The 14,567-nt window shown below is 56.6% G+C and carries 13 protein-coding genes and 1 riboswitch; of the genes, 4 read left to right on the top strand and 9 right to left on the bottom strand.

The genetic code is table 11. The annotated features are described in order from the left end of the window. The first annotated feature begins 9 nt into the window (after positions 1 to 9). The 3 genes from fusA (at position 10) to ACKQTC_RS03400 (ending at position 3,550) form a co-directional block, all read left to right on the top strand. A complete protein-coding gene (fusA, locus tag ACKQTC_RS03410) occupies positions 10 to 2,082 on the top strand; it encodes an elongation factor G (protein WP_408977025.1) in 2,073 nt (690 codons plus the stop codon). Positions 2,083 to 2,211: 129 nt separating this feature from the next. Next, positions 2,212 to 2,745, top strand: a complete 534-nt coding sequence (locus ACKQTC_RS03405) for an RNA polymerase sigma factor (RefSeq protein WP_408977024.1) — start codon at positions 2,212 to 2,214, stop codon at positions 2,743 to 2,745. A gap of 43 nt (positions 2,746 to 2,788) precedes the next feature. Beyond that, complete coding sequence (locus ACKQTC_RS03400; RefSeq protein WP_408977023.1) at positions 2,789 to 3,550, top strand: hypothetical protein; 762 nt, start codon at positions 2,789 to 2,791, stop codon at positions 3,548 to 3,550. Positions 3,551 to 3,624: 74 nt separating this feature from the next. Here ACKQTC_RS03400 and ACKQTC_RS03395 read toward each other — a convergent pair whose 3' ends face one another. From ACKQTC_RS03395 to ACKQTC_RS03380, 4 genes are all read right to left on the bottom strand, one after another. Continuing rightward, on the bottom strand, positions 3,625 to 4,194 hold the full coding sequence (locus tag ACKQTC_RS03395) for an SH3 domain-containing protein (RefSeq protein ID WP_408977022.1): 570 nt from the start codon (positions 4,192 to 4,194) through the stop codon (positions 3,625 to 3,627). Further along, positions 4,191 to 5,195 carry an MraY family glycosyltransferase gene (locus ACKQTC_RS03390; protein ID WP_408977021.1) on the bottom strand — a complete coding sequence of 335 codons (1,005 nt, stop codon included), beginning with the start codon at positions 5,193 to 5,195 and terminating at the stop codon, positions 4,191 to 4,193. Before ACKQTC_RS03390 ends, ACKQTC_RS03395 begins: the two co-directional genes overlap by 4 nt. Before the next feature lie 122 nt (positions 5,196 to 5,317). Further along, positions 5,318 to 6,394 carry a polysaccharide pyruvyl transferase CsaB gene (gene csaB, locus ACKQTC_RS03385; protein ID WP_408977020.1) on the bottom strand — a complete coding sequence of 359 codons (1,077 nt, stop codon included), beginning with the start codon at positions 6,392 to 6,394 and terminating at the stop codon, positions 5,318 to 5,320. Further along, positions 6,391 to 8,415: a DUF5693 family protein gene (locus ACKQTC_RS03380; protein WP_408977019.1), complete on the bottom strand. Its 2,025-nt coding sequence runs from the start codon at positions 8,413 to 8,415 to the stop codon at positions 6,391 to 6,393. Before ACKQTC_RS03380 ends, csaB begins: the two co-directional genes overlap by 4 nt. 201 nt (positions 8,416 to 8,616) lie before the next feature. Here ACKQTC_RS03380 and ACKQTC_RS03375 point away from each other — a divergent pair, with 201 nt between their 5' ends. Beyond that, entirely contained in the window at positions 8,617 to 9,231 is a 615-nt protein-coding gene (locus tag ACKQTC_RS03375) for an HD domain-containing protein (RefSeq protein WP_408977018.1), read from the top strand. Positions 9,232 to 9,432: 201 nt separating this feature from the next. Here the strand turns inward: ACKQTC_RS03375 and ACKQTC_RS03370 are convergent, their stop codons facing one another. The 5 genes from ACKQTC_RS03370 to ACKQTC_RS03350 all read right to left on the bottom strand — a co-directional run bounded on the left by ACKQTC_RS03370 (position 9,433) and on the right by ACKQTC_RS03350 (position 14,364). Beyond that, positions 9,433 to 10,323: a MetQ/NlpA family ABC transporter substrate-binding protein gene (locus ACKQTC_RS03370; RefSeq protein WP_408977017.1), complete on the bottom strand. Its 891-nt coding sequence runs from the start codon at positions 10,321 to 10,323 to the stop codon at positions 9,433 to 9,435. Between the two features lie 73 nt (positions 10,324 to 10,396). Continuing rightward, a complete protein-coding gene (locus ACKQTC_RS03365; protein ID WP_408977016.1) occupies positions 10,397 to 11,068 on the bottom strand; it encodes a methionine ABC transporter permease in 672 nt (223 codons plus the stop codon). Further along, positions 11,061 to 12,086 carry a methionine ABC transporter ATP-binding protein gene (locus ACKQTC_RS03360; protein ID WP_408977015.1) on the bottom strand — a complete coding sequence of 342 codons (1,026 nt, stop codon included), beginning with the start codon at positions 12,084 to 12,086 and terminating at the stop codon, positions 11,061 to 11,063. The genes ACKQTC_RS03365 and ACKQTC_RS03360 overlap by 8 nt, the downstream gene beginning before the upstream one ends. A 5-nt stretch (positions 12,087 to 12,091) precedes the next feature. Continuing rightward, positions 12,092 to 13,039, bottom strand: a complete 948-nt coding sequence (locus tag ACKQTC_RS03355) for a homoserine O-succinyltransferase (protein WP_408977014.1) — start codon at positions 13,037 to 13,039, stop codon at positions 12,092 to 12,094. Positions 13,040 to 13,071: 32 nt separating this feature from the next. Beyond that, on the bottom strand, positions 13,072 to 14,364 hold the full coding sequence (locus ACKQTC_RS03350) for an O-acetylhomoserine aminocarboxypropyltransferase/cysteine synthase family protein (protein ID WP_408977013.1): 1,293 nt from the start codon (positions 14,362 to 14,364) through the stop codon (positions 13,072 to 13,074). Between the two features lie 91 nt (positions 14,365 to 14,455). Beyond that, positions 14,456 to 14,555, bottom strand: a riboswitch (SAM riboswitch). Positions 14,556 to 14,567 lie beyond the last annotated feature (12 nt).

The following is a 14,567-nucleotide window of genomic DNA, read 5'->3' as shown; positions in this document are numbered from 1 at the left end:
AAGATTTGCATGAACGTTTATCCCACAGAGAAAGTGCGTAACCTCGCCCTGGTCGGCCATTCCGGTAGCGGAAAAACCAACCTGACTGAAGCCATGTTATTCCAGTCCGGTGCCACGAAGAAAATCGGCCTGACCGCAGATAAAAACACCCTGTCGGATTTTTCCAAACAGGAAATGGCCCGGGGGGCTTCCATTGGCGTTTCTGTCATTCCTGTCGAATGGCGGGACCTGAAAATAAACATCATCGATACCCCGGGGCATATGGACTTCATTGGCGAAGCCTACAGTGCCTTACGGGCCGCTGAAAGCGCCCTCATGATCATTGATGCCACCAGCGGGGTCCAGGCCGGCACAGAACGGATGTGGAAGTACTGTGAAAAAATCGGCCTGCCCCGACTAATCTTCGTCAATAAGATTGACGAGGAAAACGTCAGCTTCCGGAAGATTATGGAAGAGTTAGAAGAAGCCTTCGGTAAAAAGGTTATTCCCTTTTCCGTCCCCATCGGCGAAGGGGAGTCCTTTGTCGGGGTGACGGACGTCATCTTCCAAAAGGGCTTCAAGTACACCGACGGCATGCCCCTGGAAACAGACCTGACCCATGACCAGGTCAAGGCCACTGAACGGATGTATGAAGAAATCGCCGAAGTCGTTGCGGAAAGCGACGAAGTCCTTATGGAAAAATACTTCGCCGGAGAAAAATTCACCCGGGAAGACCTCCTGCGCGGGGTGACCTCGGCCCTCCTGGAAGGGGATGCGGTCCCCCTCCTGGTCGGGTCTGCCGAAAAGGGTATCGGCATTGACATCCTCTTAAATATGATTGTCAATTACATGCCGGCCCCCAATGATGACCGAGCCAATATCGGCTTCCGCTATGAAAGCGGCGAAGAACGCAGGGTCGACCCGGCTGACCCCTTCTCCGCAGTGGTCTTCAAGACCATCATTGACCCCTTCCTGGGCAAGATGTCCATCTTCAAAGTCCTCTCCGGTAAGGTCAGCAAGGATTCCGATATTTATAACGCCTCCAAGGATACCACTGAGAAATTCGGTACCGTGTCGGCCTTACGGGGCAAGAACCAGCTGGAGGTTGCTGAACTCCAGGCCGGGGATATTGGCTGTGTAACCAAGCTCCAGCACACCGAAACCGGGGATACCCTCTGCGACAAGGCCCATCCGGTGGTCTACAAACGGGTCGAATTCCCCAGTCCGGTTATCTACTATGCCATTGAAGCCGCTGCTAAAAACGATGAAGACAAGCTGGCCCAGGGCCTCCAACGCCTCTCGGAAGAATTCCCCAGCTTTATCGTCCGCCGGGACGGGGAAACCCACCAGCTGACCATCGGCGGCTTGGGCGATACCCAGTTGGACGTTGTCATCGAACGATTGGAGGATTCCTTTGGGGTCAAGGTCAACCGGGTCCCCTTTATCATCCCTTACAAGGAAACCATCCGCACCAAGGCCGAGGTCCAGGGCAAGCACAAAAAGCAATCCGGCGGCGCCGGCCAGTACGGGGATGTTTGGGTCCGCTTCGAACCCTGCGATGAGGACTTTGTCTTTGCCGAAGAAATTTTCGGCGGCGCCGTCCCCCGGAACTTTTTCCCGGCCGTTGAAAAGGGCCTCAAGGACGCCATGGAACATGGTCCCTTGGCCGGCTACCCCATGACCGGGGTCAAGGCCACCCTCTATGATGGGTCCTACCATGATGTCGACTCCAACGAAATGGCCTTCAAGCTGGCCGCCCAGCTGGCCTTCCGCAAGGGGACCGCTGAAGCCCAGCCGGTCCTCCTGGAGCCCATCTGCAAGGTGGAAGTCTCCATTCCGGAAGAAAACCTCGGGGACGTCATGGGCGATATGAGCAAACGCCGAGGCCGGATCCTGGGCATGGACCAGGAGGCTGACGGCACCCAGCTCCTCATTGCTGAAGCCCCCCAGGCGGAAATGTTCGACTACCTCATTGACCTCCGGGCCATGACCCGGGGTCGGGGCACCTTTACCATGACCTTCATCCGCTATGAAGAAGTGCCGGCCAGCATTGCAGAAAAGGTCATTGAAGCCGCCCAACTGGCCAAGGGCAAGACCGAATAAAAACCACCTATACCCATGCCACCAACCCCTTTCCCGGGTTGGTGGCTTTTTTTATACAGGCCGCTTTTAAACCTTTGGCCCCCTTTTGCCCTCTTATAAGTGAAGACCCTTCCGGAAAGGAGCACATATATGATTTCTTCAAAGCAATGGATCCCCTGGGTCAAGCAGGCCCAGGCCGGCGACCAGGCGGCCTTTACCGAGCTGGTCCGCCACTTCCAGGCAGAGGGCTACCGGGCCGCCTGGCTCTGGGCCGGTGATGGGGCCGAGGATATTTTGCAGGAGGCCTTCCTCACCTGTTGGCAGAAATTACCCCAGTTGCGCCAGGCAAGGGCCTTTCGCAGCTGGTTTTACCAAATCCTCCGCCGAACCGCCCTTGACTACATCAAAAGAAGGCAAGCAGAGGTCCCCCAGGATAATATGGACCCCCTCTTTGCCAGCTCAAGGCCTAACCAGGCAATGACTGACAGCGACCGCCTCCAGGCAGCCCTTGGCCAATTGCCTGATGCCCAACGGGATGCCTGCAGCCTCTACTACTACGCCGGTTTCAGCGTTAAAGAAATCGCCGCCATGACCCAGGTTCCCCAGGCCACGGTCAAGTCCCGCCTCTTCCATGCCCGGAAGAAGTTACGGGCCCTACTCTTAAGCGATAACCCACCCGACTAGCCGCCAAGGCCGCCAGCCCATCAAACGAATAAGGAGGCACATCATGAACACCTACAAAGACCAAGCACTCACCCAGCTATTTCAAGAGGCAGCTGAAAAGCAAGTGCCCCCGGCTGACTTTGCCGACCGCTTGACCGGCAGGCTGCCGGCCCAAGAGAGAAAGCAAAAAGCCCGTAAGGGCCGACGCCGGCTGGTTACCGGCATGGCAGCGGCAGCTATCTTCTGCCTCTCTGTCGGCAGCTTATACGCCACCGGCGTCTTCGGCGAGGGCGGCATCATCAGCCATAGCAGCATCTTCGCCGATTACCACAGCCTGCCCGACGCCGACACCCTAAAGGCCGACCTGGGCTTTATCCCCCAACTACCGGAAGCCCTGGGCCCCTTTACCTTTCGCGAGGCCAGTATTGGCGAGAGCACCTACCAGGATAAGGCCGGCAATAAGGAAGTTACCGTCAAAGACCTCATCGCCAGTTATCAAGACAAGGCTGGGACCCGGCTCAATCTTTTCGCCAGTCCGGCCCTGAACCCCCTGGCAATCGATCCGGAAGATACCGTCATGACCCAAAAGGGCATCCAATACCAGCTGGTCGACTATACTCAGCGGGTGGTGCCGGTGAATTATGAAAAAACCGAGGAAGACCTGGCTTTAGAAAAGGCCGGCCGGCTAAACATCGCCTTTGGCGGAGATACCATTACCGAAACCCGCAATGCCATCCTTATCTGGCAGGATGCCGGCATTGAATACCAATTGCTCGCTGAAGACAGCCTAAGCAGCCAAGACCTCCTGGCCCTCTTGCCGGCCTAAAGACCGAGATATCAAAAACGCCTTACCCGGTTGGGTAAGGCGTTTTATTATGGTTAAATCGCATCAGGGTTCAATCAGCCGTTAACATAGTCTTGGGCAACCCAAGCCTGGCGGCCGTCACCGGTTTGGATGTGAACCATGCCGTTGGCCCGGTCTAAGACAGTAACCTGGGTCCCGTTGGATACACTACCGACGATAGTTGCAGAAGGATCTGCAGCGGCCCGCATGTTCAGGTCAGCCCCTTGGACATTAATGGTTGCGCTGCCGCCACCCGTCTGGGTTTGTTGTTGCTGCTGGGGGGCAGCTGCCTGGGTGTTGGCTGCTTGCTGGGATTGAGCCTGGGTAGTGGCGCTTTCAGTGCTTTGGGTCTTGGTTTTCTTTTCAGAGCTGGTTTGGTCAGCTTTTTTGCTTTCCTTTTCAGCGTCAGACAGGGCTTTTTCTGCCTTAGCCCGGTCTTCTTTCTTTTGCTGATCTTCCAGTTCAGAGGCATTGACCAGGGAGGTTTCCACATCTGAAGAGGAGGTGGTCACGAGGGGGTCTTTCGGGCCAAAGAGAGCACCGCTGGTATAGGCAATAATGCTCCCTAGGGCCAGGCCAACGACAACGGCAATGGCTAAAGCAATAAGAACGTTTTTCAATTTCATTTTTTCTGCTCCTTTTGGTTGATTTGATATGCTTTCCCTAGGATGCCCAGGCGGTGAGCGCCATAGAGGACCCCGAGAAGAACCAGCACAAAGACCAAAAATCCTTTGGCCGTTGTTAAAGAATTGACAATCAAGGCCGCCCCGGATAGGCCGGCACTGATGGCATAAATCAGCAGGACGGTGTTGCGGTGGGATAAACCCATCCGCAAGAGACAGTGGTGGAGGTGGGCCTTGTCCGCTTCAAAAATCGGTTGGCCGGCCAAGGACCGCCGGACAATGGCGAAGAGGGTATCAAAAATAGGCACCCCCAGGATAAGAATCGGAATAAAGACCGAAACCACCGTCAGCCCCTTCGAGGCGCTGTGGATAGAGATAATGGCAAGCATGTAGCCCAGGAACATACTCCCGGTATCCCCCATAAAGATAGAGGCCGGGTGAAAGTTATAGAGTAAGAAGCCCAGGGAGGCACCGGCTAGGCCAATGGCCATCAGGGCAGTCGACAGGTCGCCATTTTGCAGGGCCACAATGGTCATGCTCAGGGCGGCAATGCCTGCAACCCCACCGGCTAGGCCATCCAGGCCGTCAATGAGGTTGATGGCGTTGACAATGGCCACAATCCAGATGATGGATACCGGCACAGACAGCCAGGCCAGGTTAAAGACCTCTGCCCCAATAAAGCCGGTCACAAACTGGATCCGGACCCCACCGGCACAGGCAATCCCGGCTGCAATCACTTGGCCCAGGAGCTTGAGCTTGGCGGGCATGTCAGTCATGTCGTCGACAATGCCTACAAAGACGAGCAGTGTTGCACCGAGGAAGACCACCACCAGGGACCGGTCGGTCGGCAGGGCGATAAAGGTAGCCACCCAATAGGCAGCATAAATGGCCAGCCCCCCCATCCGCGGCATAATCCTGGTATGGACCTTCCGCTGGTTGGGCTTATCAACGGCCCCGATCCGCAGGGCCAGGAGTTTGACCAGGGGAACCAGAAAGGCCGTCAATAAAAAGGCCCCGACCGCCACCCATAAAATATTTATTAAAAGGCTGTCTGATATCATTGCAACACTTCCATTATCGTAATCTCCATATAGGCATTGTAAAGGTATTTTAAGGCTATTTCAAGCTATTGCCGGCCTTTTATAATCTTTTTTGCCAGAGCTGCCGGCAGGTGGGCCAGCCCCTTGAGGGTGGCCACCCGTTTAGGGGCACAGGCCCCCTTGGCCAGGGCTGCCTGGGCCCCGTCCGCTAAGCTGCTTGGGGTCATTTTTTCCAACGGAAGAAGCTCGCCACCGCCGACCCGCTGCATAAAGGCGGTCACCTTAGGGTCGTAGGGGAGGCCCAGGAGGGCACAGTCACAAACCGCCCCGATAATTAAGGCATGGAGCCGCATGGCAATCACCAGGTCAGCGGCTTTCATGAGACTAAAGAGTTCATTTAAAGGATAGTCCCCTTCCAGGACATAGGCCCGCTCGGTCATATGCCCGGCAATGGCCTGGCACAGGGCCATGTCCGCCTCCGGCTGCATGGGCAGGAGGGCCACCTTGTAGCCCTGCCGGGCCAGGACATCCAAGCCTTCTGAAAAGGCCTTGACCCGGTCCACCCCCTGCCAGGGGCGGGGGGCACAGATGACCAGCTTGTCTGCCTCATAAATACCCGCCTGGGCCAGAAGGGTTCGGACCGGCCGGCCGCCGGTCCCCTCATAGGCCAGAACCGGGTCTGCTGCAATGAGGACCGGCACCCGGACCCCCATCTCCTTGAGCAGGAGCCGACTAGTCCGGTCCCGAACCGTAATGGCCTGGGTCCGGTTTAAAACTGCAGCGGTCAGCCGGCGGTTGAGGCCATCGGTTAAGGGGCCGACCCCCTGGCTGTAGACCAGGACAGGCACCCGGCAAAGGCGGGCTAAGGCAATGACCGCCAGGTAGTAGATAAAGCCCCGCTTACTGGTCACATCCTGGAGGAGGCTCCCTCCACCGGAAATGAGGAGGTCACTTTTCAAAAGGGCCCCTAAAACGCCCCGGACCTGCCAGCGGTTGACGGCCTCGACCCCAAACCGGGCCCGGCTGTCAGCCGGCGCATTGGAGAGGAGGGTTAGGTCAGCTTCCGGCATTTCCTTGGCCAGGGCCGCAATAATCGATTCACAGACGGCATCGTCACCGGCATTGTTAAAGCCGTAGTAGCCGCTTAAGGTAATCCGCATCATCTGCCGCCTCCTTTTAAGGTCGCCTGTTTCGTCCGGTAACTTGCCCAACCCCGTTGGACAAGGCGGAAAAGTCCCCATAAAAGGGCTGACAGTAAAATCCCCACTAAGAGCCCGTTGCCGCTCCGCCAGAGGCTCACAGCCAGGGGCGTATGGATATGGGCGTAGGTGTTGACCAGGGAGACCTGGCCAATTAAGGCCGGAATGCACATGAGCCACCAGCCTGCCCGCTTGCGGGCCAGGAGAAACCAGGCCAGGGTAAAGGGATATCCAATCAGGAATTCCTTGGACCGGGGCCGGACAGATAGGATATCCGTCAGCCATTGGCGGAAGCCCATTTCCGTATCACTGATAGTTGCTGAGCTGTTCCCGGTCCGGCTCACATAAATGACCAGGGCCACTGCCAAAATCCCAAAGAGGACCAGGTAGCGGTAGTCGACCAGCTTTTGACCCAGGGCCTTGACCCGACCCCAGGGGTCGGGCTGGTCCCAGATAAAGAGGACCGCCGGCACTACCAGGAGGGGGATGACATGAGCCAGCTTAACCCCGGCAAACTCGCTCAGCTTGAGCATAAAAAGCTGGGAGGACAGGAGGCCCACCATGAGAACCGCCCCAACAAAGCTCAGGGCACACATCAAGAGTAGGCGGCCAACCGCCCGGCTAAAGCGATCTGTTCCATAATTGAGGAGAAGGAGGGCGGATAGGGTCGGGAAGGTTACCACACTGATAAAGGCCATCCCCTTAAGGGCTAGGACCGGTGCAACCACCAGGCCCGCAATCCACCCGGCGGCCAGGACCAGAGCTGCCAAGGCAGCCATCTTTTCCAAGCGCAACCGGCGCAAGAGGAGAAAGACACCGCCCACAATCCCCAGGCCAATGAGCCCCTGCTGCCAATCCGGCGTTTCAATAGGCTGGAGACCGGCATAGTCCTGACCCAGCTTAAAGCCATCGTCTTCCAGGGACTTGCCTAGGGCGTCCAGGTAATTGAGGTTCATGTCCAGGGCATAGCCCGGTTCTGCAATATCAAAAAACCGGACCAGGAGCCCCCGCATATTCCGCTCCCGAACGGCCAAGTTCCACCGGTCCAAAGCCTGCTTCTCCCCTTGGAGTCTTTCTTCTTCAGTATCTCCCTGGAACTGGCTCATCTCTGCATTGGAGATGGTATGGACCCGAACCACCTCTTTGTCCAGGAGGACGCCCAGTTTTTCCAGGCCCGCCTGCTTGGAAAATTCAACAATCCCCAGGGGGACCTTAGGCACGCCCTGGTCATCCGTCAGTACCGCATAGAGCTTGTCCAGGTCATCCGGGAAGCCCGGGACCACCTTGTCGTTCATCAAGACCAGGACCAGGTTGGGCACCGCTTCCAGGTCTTCCCGCAGCTGCCGGTAGGCCAGGTCATCATTGCCCCGCCAGGTCCGGACTTGGACCACGACCCCCATAGCCTGGTCTGCAACGGTCTGCATAAAGGCCTGGTCATAGCCGACACCAATGGTATCGACGGCCTCGGCAGCCATTTCTTCTTCCTGCTTATTCTGGGTAATCATAGACGGCACAGCAATAACATCGTAACCGGTCGCCCCGCCGCCAATGAAGATGGCCCCGCGGACCTTGGCCAGGACCTCTCTCTTAATCTGGTCCCGCCAGGCGTCATCATAAATAACAATATACCGCATGGCATCATTGGGGGTAAAAGCCGGCAGGCGGCTAGGGTCTCGGGCATCCCGGACATTCTGCCCCTGGTAAATGCCAACCTTCCCTTCATCGGCCAAGCCCCGGAGGGATTCCTCCTTAAAGAGGACCTGGCTGACCCCATGGTCTTTTAAAATCCCCAACATGGTCGGCAGGTCTTTTTTATTCCCGCTGGCCAGGGTTCGGACATCCGTTTCATTTACAATGATATTTACAGCCTTGTCTCCTGCCTCTACGGACAAGCGTTTAACCGCCACCACCGAGGACAGAACCAGGGCCAGGACTACTAGGGCTATAGCCCCTCTTTCAGCCCATACCAGCCAATTTTTCCGCATTATTTGTAACCTCTCTTTACATGTGATCATATCCCTCATATTGTAGCACACTTAGCCTCAGCGTGAAATACACCCGCCGGCAGGTTTATAAGAGATATGGCCCTTGTAAAAGTTTGATGGGAGGCCCCAAAGCCCTTTTGTCCGGCCCGGCTTTACGTTATCCTAAAGAGAGACGAGACCATACGACCAGAAGGGGGACCCATGAGTATCCTACTACAAGCGCCTGTCACTGCCTTTGACCACTACCTTACAGCTGAAAGCCCCAAGGCTTTCGCCCCTTCATTTAGGGCTTTTTACCGTTTTTTACGGGAAGAAGTCCAGTTCGGCTGGACCGGCAGCCGGGACCATACCTACCACCACTGCGCCCGGGTCCTCCTCTTCACCCTGATGATTGGGCGGCTAGAGGGCCTGGCCGAAGACCGGATCCATGACGCCGCCCTGGCCGCCGTTTTTCACGATAGTCGCCGGCTGGATGATGGCTTTGACGTCGGCCACGGCCTCCGGGCCGCCCACTACTACCGCCAGTACACCAACGCCCACCGCCGCCCCTTCAGCCGGCCGGTCTACGCCGCCATCGCCTTCCATGACCGGGACGACGCCCTGGCCCTCAAGGCCTTCCAGCATGCCCCGGATGCCGAAAACCAGCGCACCGTCTGGCGGCTCCTAAAAGACGCCGATGCCCTGGACCGGCTCCGCTTTGGCGAAGCCGCCCTGGACCAGACCTACCTCCGGACCCAAGCCGCCCTCCAGCTTCTCCCCGAAGCCCGGCGGATCGTCCAGGAAAGCGCCGCCCTGGTTGACCAGCGCCCGGGCTGAGCAGCTAACCAGACTCTTGAATAAAACAACCCAGCTGACCTAGCTCTTTCTCAGGTCAGCTGGGTCTTTTTGTCCAACCACTCGCTGGTTAAAGGTTGAATGCGCTTTGGCCTACCCCCTCCTCCTATTTCAAGCCGAGCAAAAAGCCCCATCCAGTCCTCTCAGAGGATTGGATGAGGCTTTTTTTATTTAAGCCGTCACTTATTTGGCTTCATCAAAATAGGCTTGGACATCGGCGGTGTTAACCGGGATGACGGTGCCTTGGTACTTGTCGCTGATGAGTTTCTTAGCGGCATCGGAGCTTAGGACCTTGACCAGGACCTTGGTTTTGTCGCTGTCAGCATCTGCTGTCCGGACGGCTACGACATTGGCATAGGCCTTGGCGGCGATGGAGTTGGGGTCTTCTACAGCCAGGTTACCGGTGAAGTCAATGTCGGAAGCGATGGCGAAGTTCCCATTGATGACAGCCAGGGCCACATCCGGCAGGGCCCGGGGGATTTGGGCAGCTTCCATTTCAACAATTTCCAGTTTCTTGGGGTTGTCTTGGATGTCGCGCACGGTAGCGGTCAGGCCGGCCCCTTCTTTCAGGGTGATTAAACCGTTTTCTTGAAGCAGCAGGAGGGCCCGGGCTTCATTGGAGGTATCGTTGGGGACGGCAATCTTGTCGCCTTCTTTTAAGGCATCCAGAGTGGTGACTTTACCGGGGAAGATGGCCATGGGTTCGTAGTGAACGAAAACGACATCTTTGAGGTCGGTCTTATTTTCTTTGTTGAAGTCATCAAGGAAAGGCTTATGTTGGAAGAAGTTGGCATCGATTTCACCGTCGTTTAAGGCCTTGTTCGGCAGGACGTAGTCGGTGAATTCCTGGATTTTCAGGGTGTAGCCTTCTTTTTCAAATTCCGGGGCCAGGGCATCTAAGATTTCCTTGTGGGGGGCCGGGGTGGCGCCAATGGTGATGACCTTATCATCGCTAGAGGCAGCCGGGGCGGAGCCGGCTTCACTGCCGGCCGGGTCTTGGCCGCCGCAGGCGGCGAGGGTGCCTAGGGCCAGGGCCGCAACTAAAAAACTGGCTAGGGTTTTCTTAAAAGACATGTTTTTTTCCTCCTTATTTTTGCACAACTTTTTGCAAAACAATTTTCTATTTTATACCCGGTATGGTTTAGAGCTAAGCAGATTCTTTACTTCTTTTATCGCTCTTCTTGACAATCCGCATGCCGATACTTTGGATGGCCTGGACCAGGAGGACCAGGATGACCACGGTAATGATCATGGTGACATTTTCATAGCGGTAGTAACCGTACTTGATGGCCACGTCCCCCAGGCCGCCGCCGCCGACAAAGCCGGCCATGGCGGAATAGCCTAGGATGGTTGTTGCCGCCACCAGGGACCCGGTAATCAGGGAGGGCACAGCCTCCACCAGGAGGACCTTGCGGACAATCTGTCCATTGGAGGCCCCCATGGACTGGGCCGCTTCAATGACGCCGGCATCCACTTCCAGGAGGCTCTGTTCAACGAGCCGGGCCACAAAGGGGGCGGCGCTGACGACCAGGCCGAAGGTCATGGCCTTGGGGCCAATGGTGGTTTGGACCACGGCCCGGGTCAGGGGGGTGATGGCGATAAAGAGAATGAGGAAGGGGACGGACCGGAGGACATTCACCAGGCCGCCGACCAACCAATTGAGAGCCGGCAGGGGGTGGATCCCATCTCTGGCACTGGTGATCAGGAATACGCCCAGGGGGATACCGATCAGGTAGGAAATGAGGGTGGTGGCCAGGGTGACCCCGATGGTGATCAGGGTGTTGTCCCAGAGCATTTGAATGTATTGAGCATCAAACATGGGCGGCCACCTCCTCTACAGCTACCCCTTGACCCCGGAGGTACTCACTGACCCGGTAGACATCTGACCGGGGTGGCAGCTGGATGACCATCTGCCCGTAAATACAGCCGTCAATGGTCCGGGTGTCGGCGTGGAGAATATTGACAGGTTCCCGGGTTTCTAAAATGAGTTCAGCCAGGATCGGTTCAAAGGCATCGCCGCCTTCAAAGGTAATCCGGAGCTGGGTGCCTTCGGTTTGTTGGAAATTGATGGGGTCTCCCTCTACCCGGTAGACCAGGCGGCGGGCCGCCTCTGTCTTGGGCTGGGTAAAGACCTCCTTCACCGTCCCCACTTCTGCAATCTGGTGGTCGGCAATGACGGCCACCCGGGAGCAGATTTCTTCAACCACCCGCATTTCATGGGTAATGACAATGACTGTCAGCCCCATCCTCTTGGATAAGTCCTTCAAGAGGTTGAGGATGGCGTCGGTGGTTTCCGGGTCCAGGGCGGAGGTGGCTTCATCGCAGAGGAGGACCTTGGGGTCAGAGGCCAGGGCCCGGGCAATGGCCACCCGCTGCTTTTGCCCCCCGGATAGCTGGGCCGGGTAGGCGTTGGCCCGTTCACTCAGGCCAACGATTTCTAAAAGTTCCAGCCCTCTTTTTTTCGCTTCCTGGCCACTAATGCCGGCAATTTCCAAGGGAAAGCAAACATTTTGCAGGGCAGTCCGCTGCATGAGCAGGTTGAACTGCTGAAAGATCATCCCCATCTGCCGGCGGACCTGGCGGAGAGCCGCCGGGGATAGGGTCCCCAGGTCCTGGCCGTCAAAGATGACGCCACCGGCGGTAGGCCGTTCTAAAAAGTTAATGCACCGGACCAGGGTGGACTTACCGGCCCCGCTCATACCGATAATGCCGAATATTTCCCCCTCATGGATGGAAAGGTTGATGTTTTCCAGGGCGGTAATGGTATTGCCTTTCAGACGAAAGGACTTGGATAAATCATATAGGCGGATGAGCTCGTCTGAAGCAGAAGCTGCCAATCAAATCACTCCTTTTCCCGCTCTAGCCCGTGACGGGGCCGCAGGCGGGATAAATCATAGGGGGTATGGGCATAGACAATGTGGTTGAGCCAGTTAGAAAAGAGCAGGTTGGCATGGCTCCGCCAGGTGACCACCGGGGCCAGGCCCGGGTCATCTCCCGGAAAGTAATTTCTCGGTAGAGGAACATTGTCCATCCCCTTGGCCAGGTCCCGGTCGTATTCGCCCTTGAGGGTCAGGGGGTCATACTCCAGGTGGCCGGCAATGAAGTACTGCCTTTGGTCCAGGGTTGAAGAGAGCAGGACGCCTGCTTCATCGGACTGGGCCAGGACCTTGAGGTCCTTCTCGCCGACAATATCTGCCGGCCGGTTGGTGGTGTGCCGGGAATGGGGGGCCTCGAATTCATCATCAAAGCCCCGGGTGATATCCCGGTTCCGGATGAGCCGGTGGCGGTAGACGCCAAAGAGTTTTTCCGGCAACAGGACTTTTGGGATACCGTAGTAATGGTAGAGGGCGGCCTGGGCTGCCCAGCAAATAAAAACGGTGGAATAGACATTGCTATTGGCCCAGTCGAGGATCTCTGTCAGTTCCTGCCAGTAGCTGACGGATTCAAAAGGCATCATTTCCACCGGGGCGCCGGTGATGATGAGGCCATCGTAGCGCTTGTCCCGGACTTCTTCAAAGCGCTTGTAAAACTTAAACAGGTGCTTTTCCGGGGTGTTTTTACTCTTATGGTGGGAAACCATCAGGAGATCAACATCGACCTGGAGGGGGGTATTCCCAATCAGACGCAGGAACTGCGTTTCGGTTACAATTTTAAGGGGCATGAGGTTTAAGAGGGCAATCCGCAAGGGACGGATGTCCTGGCGCAGGGCCCGGGACTCATGCATAACTTGAATGTATTCTTCAGCCAGGGCTTCCGCAGCAGGAAGCGACTTGGGTATAATAACCGGCACAGCTGCATCTCCTTCTAGTTTATATGAGGCCTTTACCGGGTGGCGGCTAGGGCCTGGTCAACATCTGCAATAATATCTTCAATGGCTTCAATCCCTACATTAAAGCGGATCATATCCGGGGATACGCCGCCCTTTCTCAGGTCTTCGTCGCTGAGCTGGCGGTGGGTGGTGGAAGCCGGGTGGATCATATGGCTGTGGAGATCACCAACGTGGGTGACCAGGGTAATGAGTTTGATATGGTTGATGACCTGGCGGGCTCTTTCAACGCCGCCTTTGGGACCAAAGGAAACGACACCGGACTGACCCTTGGGCAGGTATTTCTGGGCCAGGTCATAGTTGGGACTGTCCTTTAAGCCGGGGTAGTTGACCCAGGCCACATCCGGATGCTTGGCCAGGTGCTCTGCAATGGCCAGGGCATTTTCACTGTGCCGCTGCATTCTCAGGTGGAGGGTTTCAATCCCTACATTAATTAAGAAGGCATTAAAGGGGCTCATAGTGGACCCAAAGTCCCGGAGGAGGCCGGCCCGCATCTTAGCCACATAGGCGGCCGGGCCGAACTGGTCGGTGTAAACAATGCCATGGTAGTCCGGGTCCGGTTCGGTGAGTTCAGGGTACTTGCCGTTATTCCAGTTGAAGGTCCCGCCATCGACGATGAAGCCGCCCAGAGAGGTGGCGTGGCCGTCTAAGTACTTGGTGGCACTGTGGGTCACAATGTTGGCCCCCCACTTTAAGGGATTGCAAAGGACCGGGGACGGGAAGGTATTGTCCACAATGAGGGGAACATCGCCGGCTTTAGCTAAGGCAGCGACCTTTTCCAGGTCCAGGACGTCCAGGGCCGGGTTCCCAATCATTTCTGAAAAGACACAGCGGGTTTCAGGCCGCAGGTGGCTTGTCAGTTCCTCTAAGGAGCGCTTAGGGTCGACAAATTCCACTTCAATGCCGAACTTTTTCAGCTGGGAAGCGAAAAGGGTATGGGTCCCGCCGTAGAGGTTGCTCATGGCCAGGACATGGTCGCCGGCCTTGGCAATATTGGCCACCGCGAAGAAGTTGGCCGCTTGGCCGCTGGAGGTGGACAGGGCGGCGACCCCGCCTTCTAAAACAGCAACCTTTTCCTCTACCCAGGACAGGCTGGGATTGCCCAAACGGGTATACATGGGGCTATCGGTCTTTAAGTCAAAGGCATCGCCCAGGTCTTCTGCCGTATCAAACTTGTAGGTCGTCGATTGGATAATCGGCATGATCCGGGGATCATGGTTGCCGGGGATATAGCCGGCCTGCACGCATCGCGTGTCAGAGGCCAGCTGGCGTAATTCATCATTTGTCATAAGGGTTCCTCCTTTATACCGGGAGTGATCTGTCGGTAGAAAAAAAAGCCACTTCACCCAGGGAGGTGAAATGGCTTGTCTTTTTTCTCTCCACTTATCTCCCAGACGGTTCGTCTGTCGGATTTAGCACATCACCCGAAGGCTGTTGCCGGGTTTCACAGGGCCGTTCCCTCCACCACTCTTGATAAATGATCTCATTTGAG

The sequence above is a fragment of the Peptococcus simiae genome, assembly GCF_046097595.1.
GTDB classification, from domain to species: domain Bacteria; phylum Bacillota; class Peptococcia; order Peptococcales; family Peptococcaceae; genus Peptococcus; species Peptococcus simiae.
This window is presented reverse-complemented; position numbering and strand designations above follow the sequence as displayed.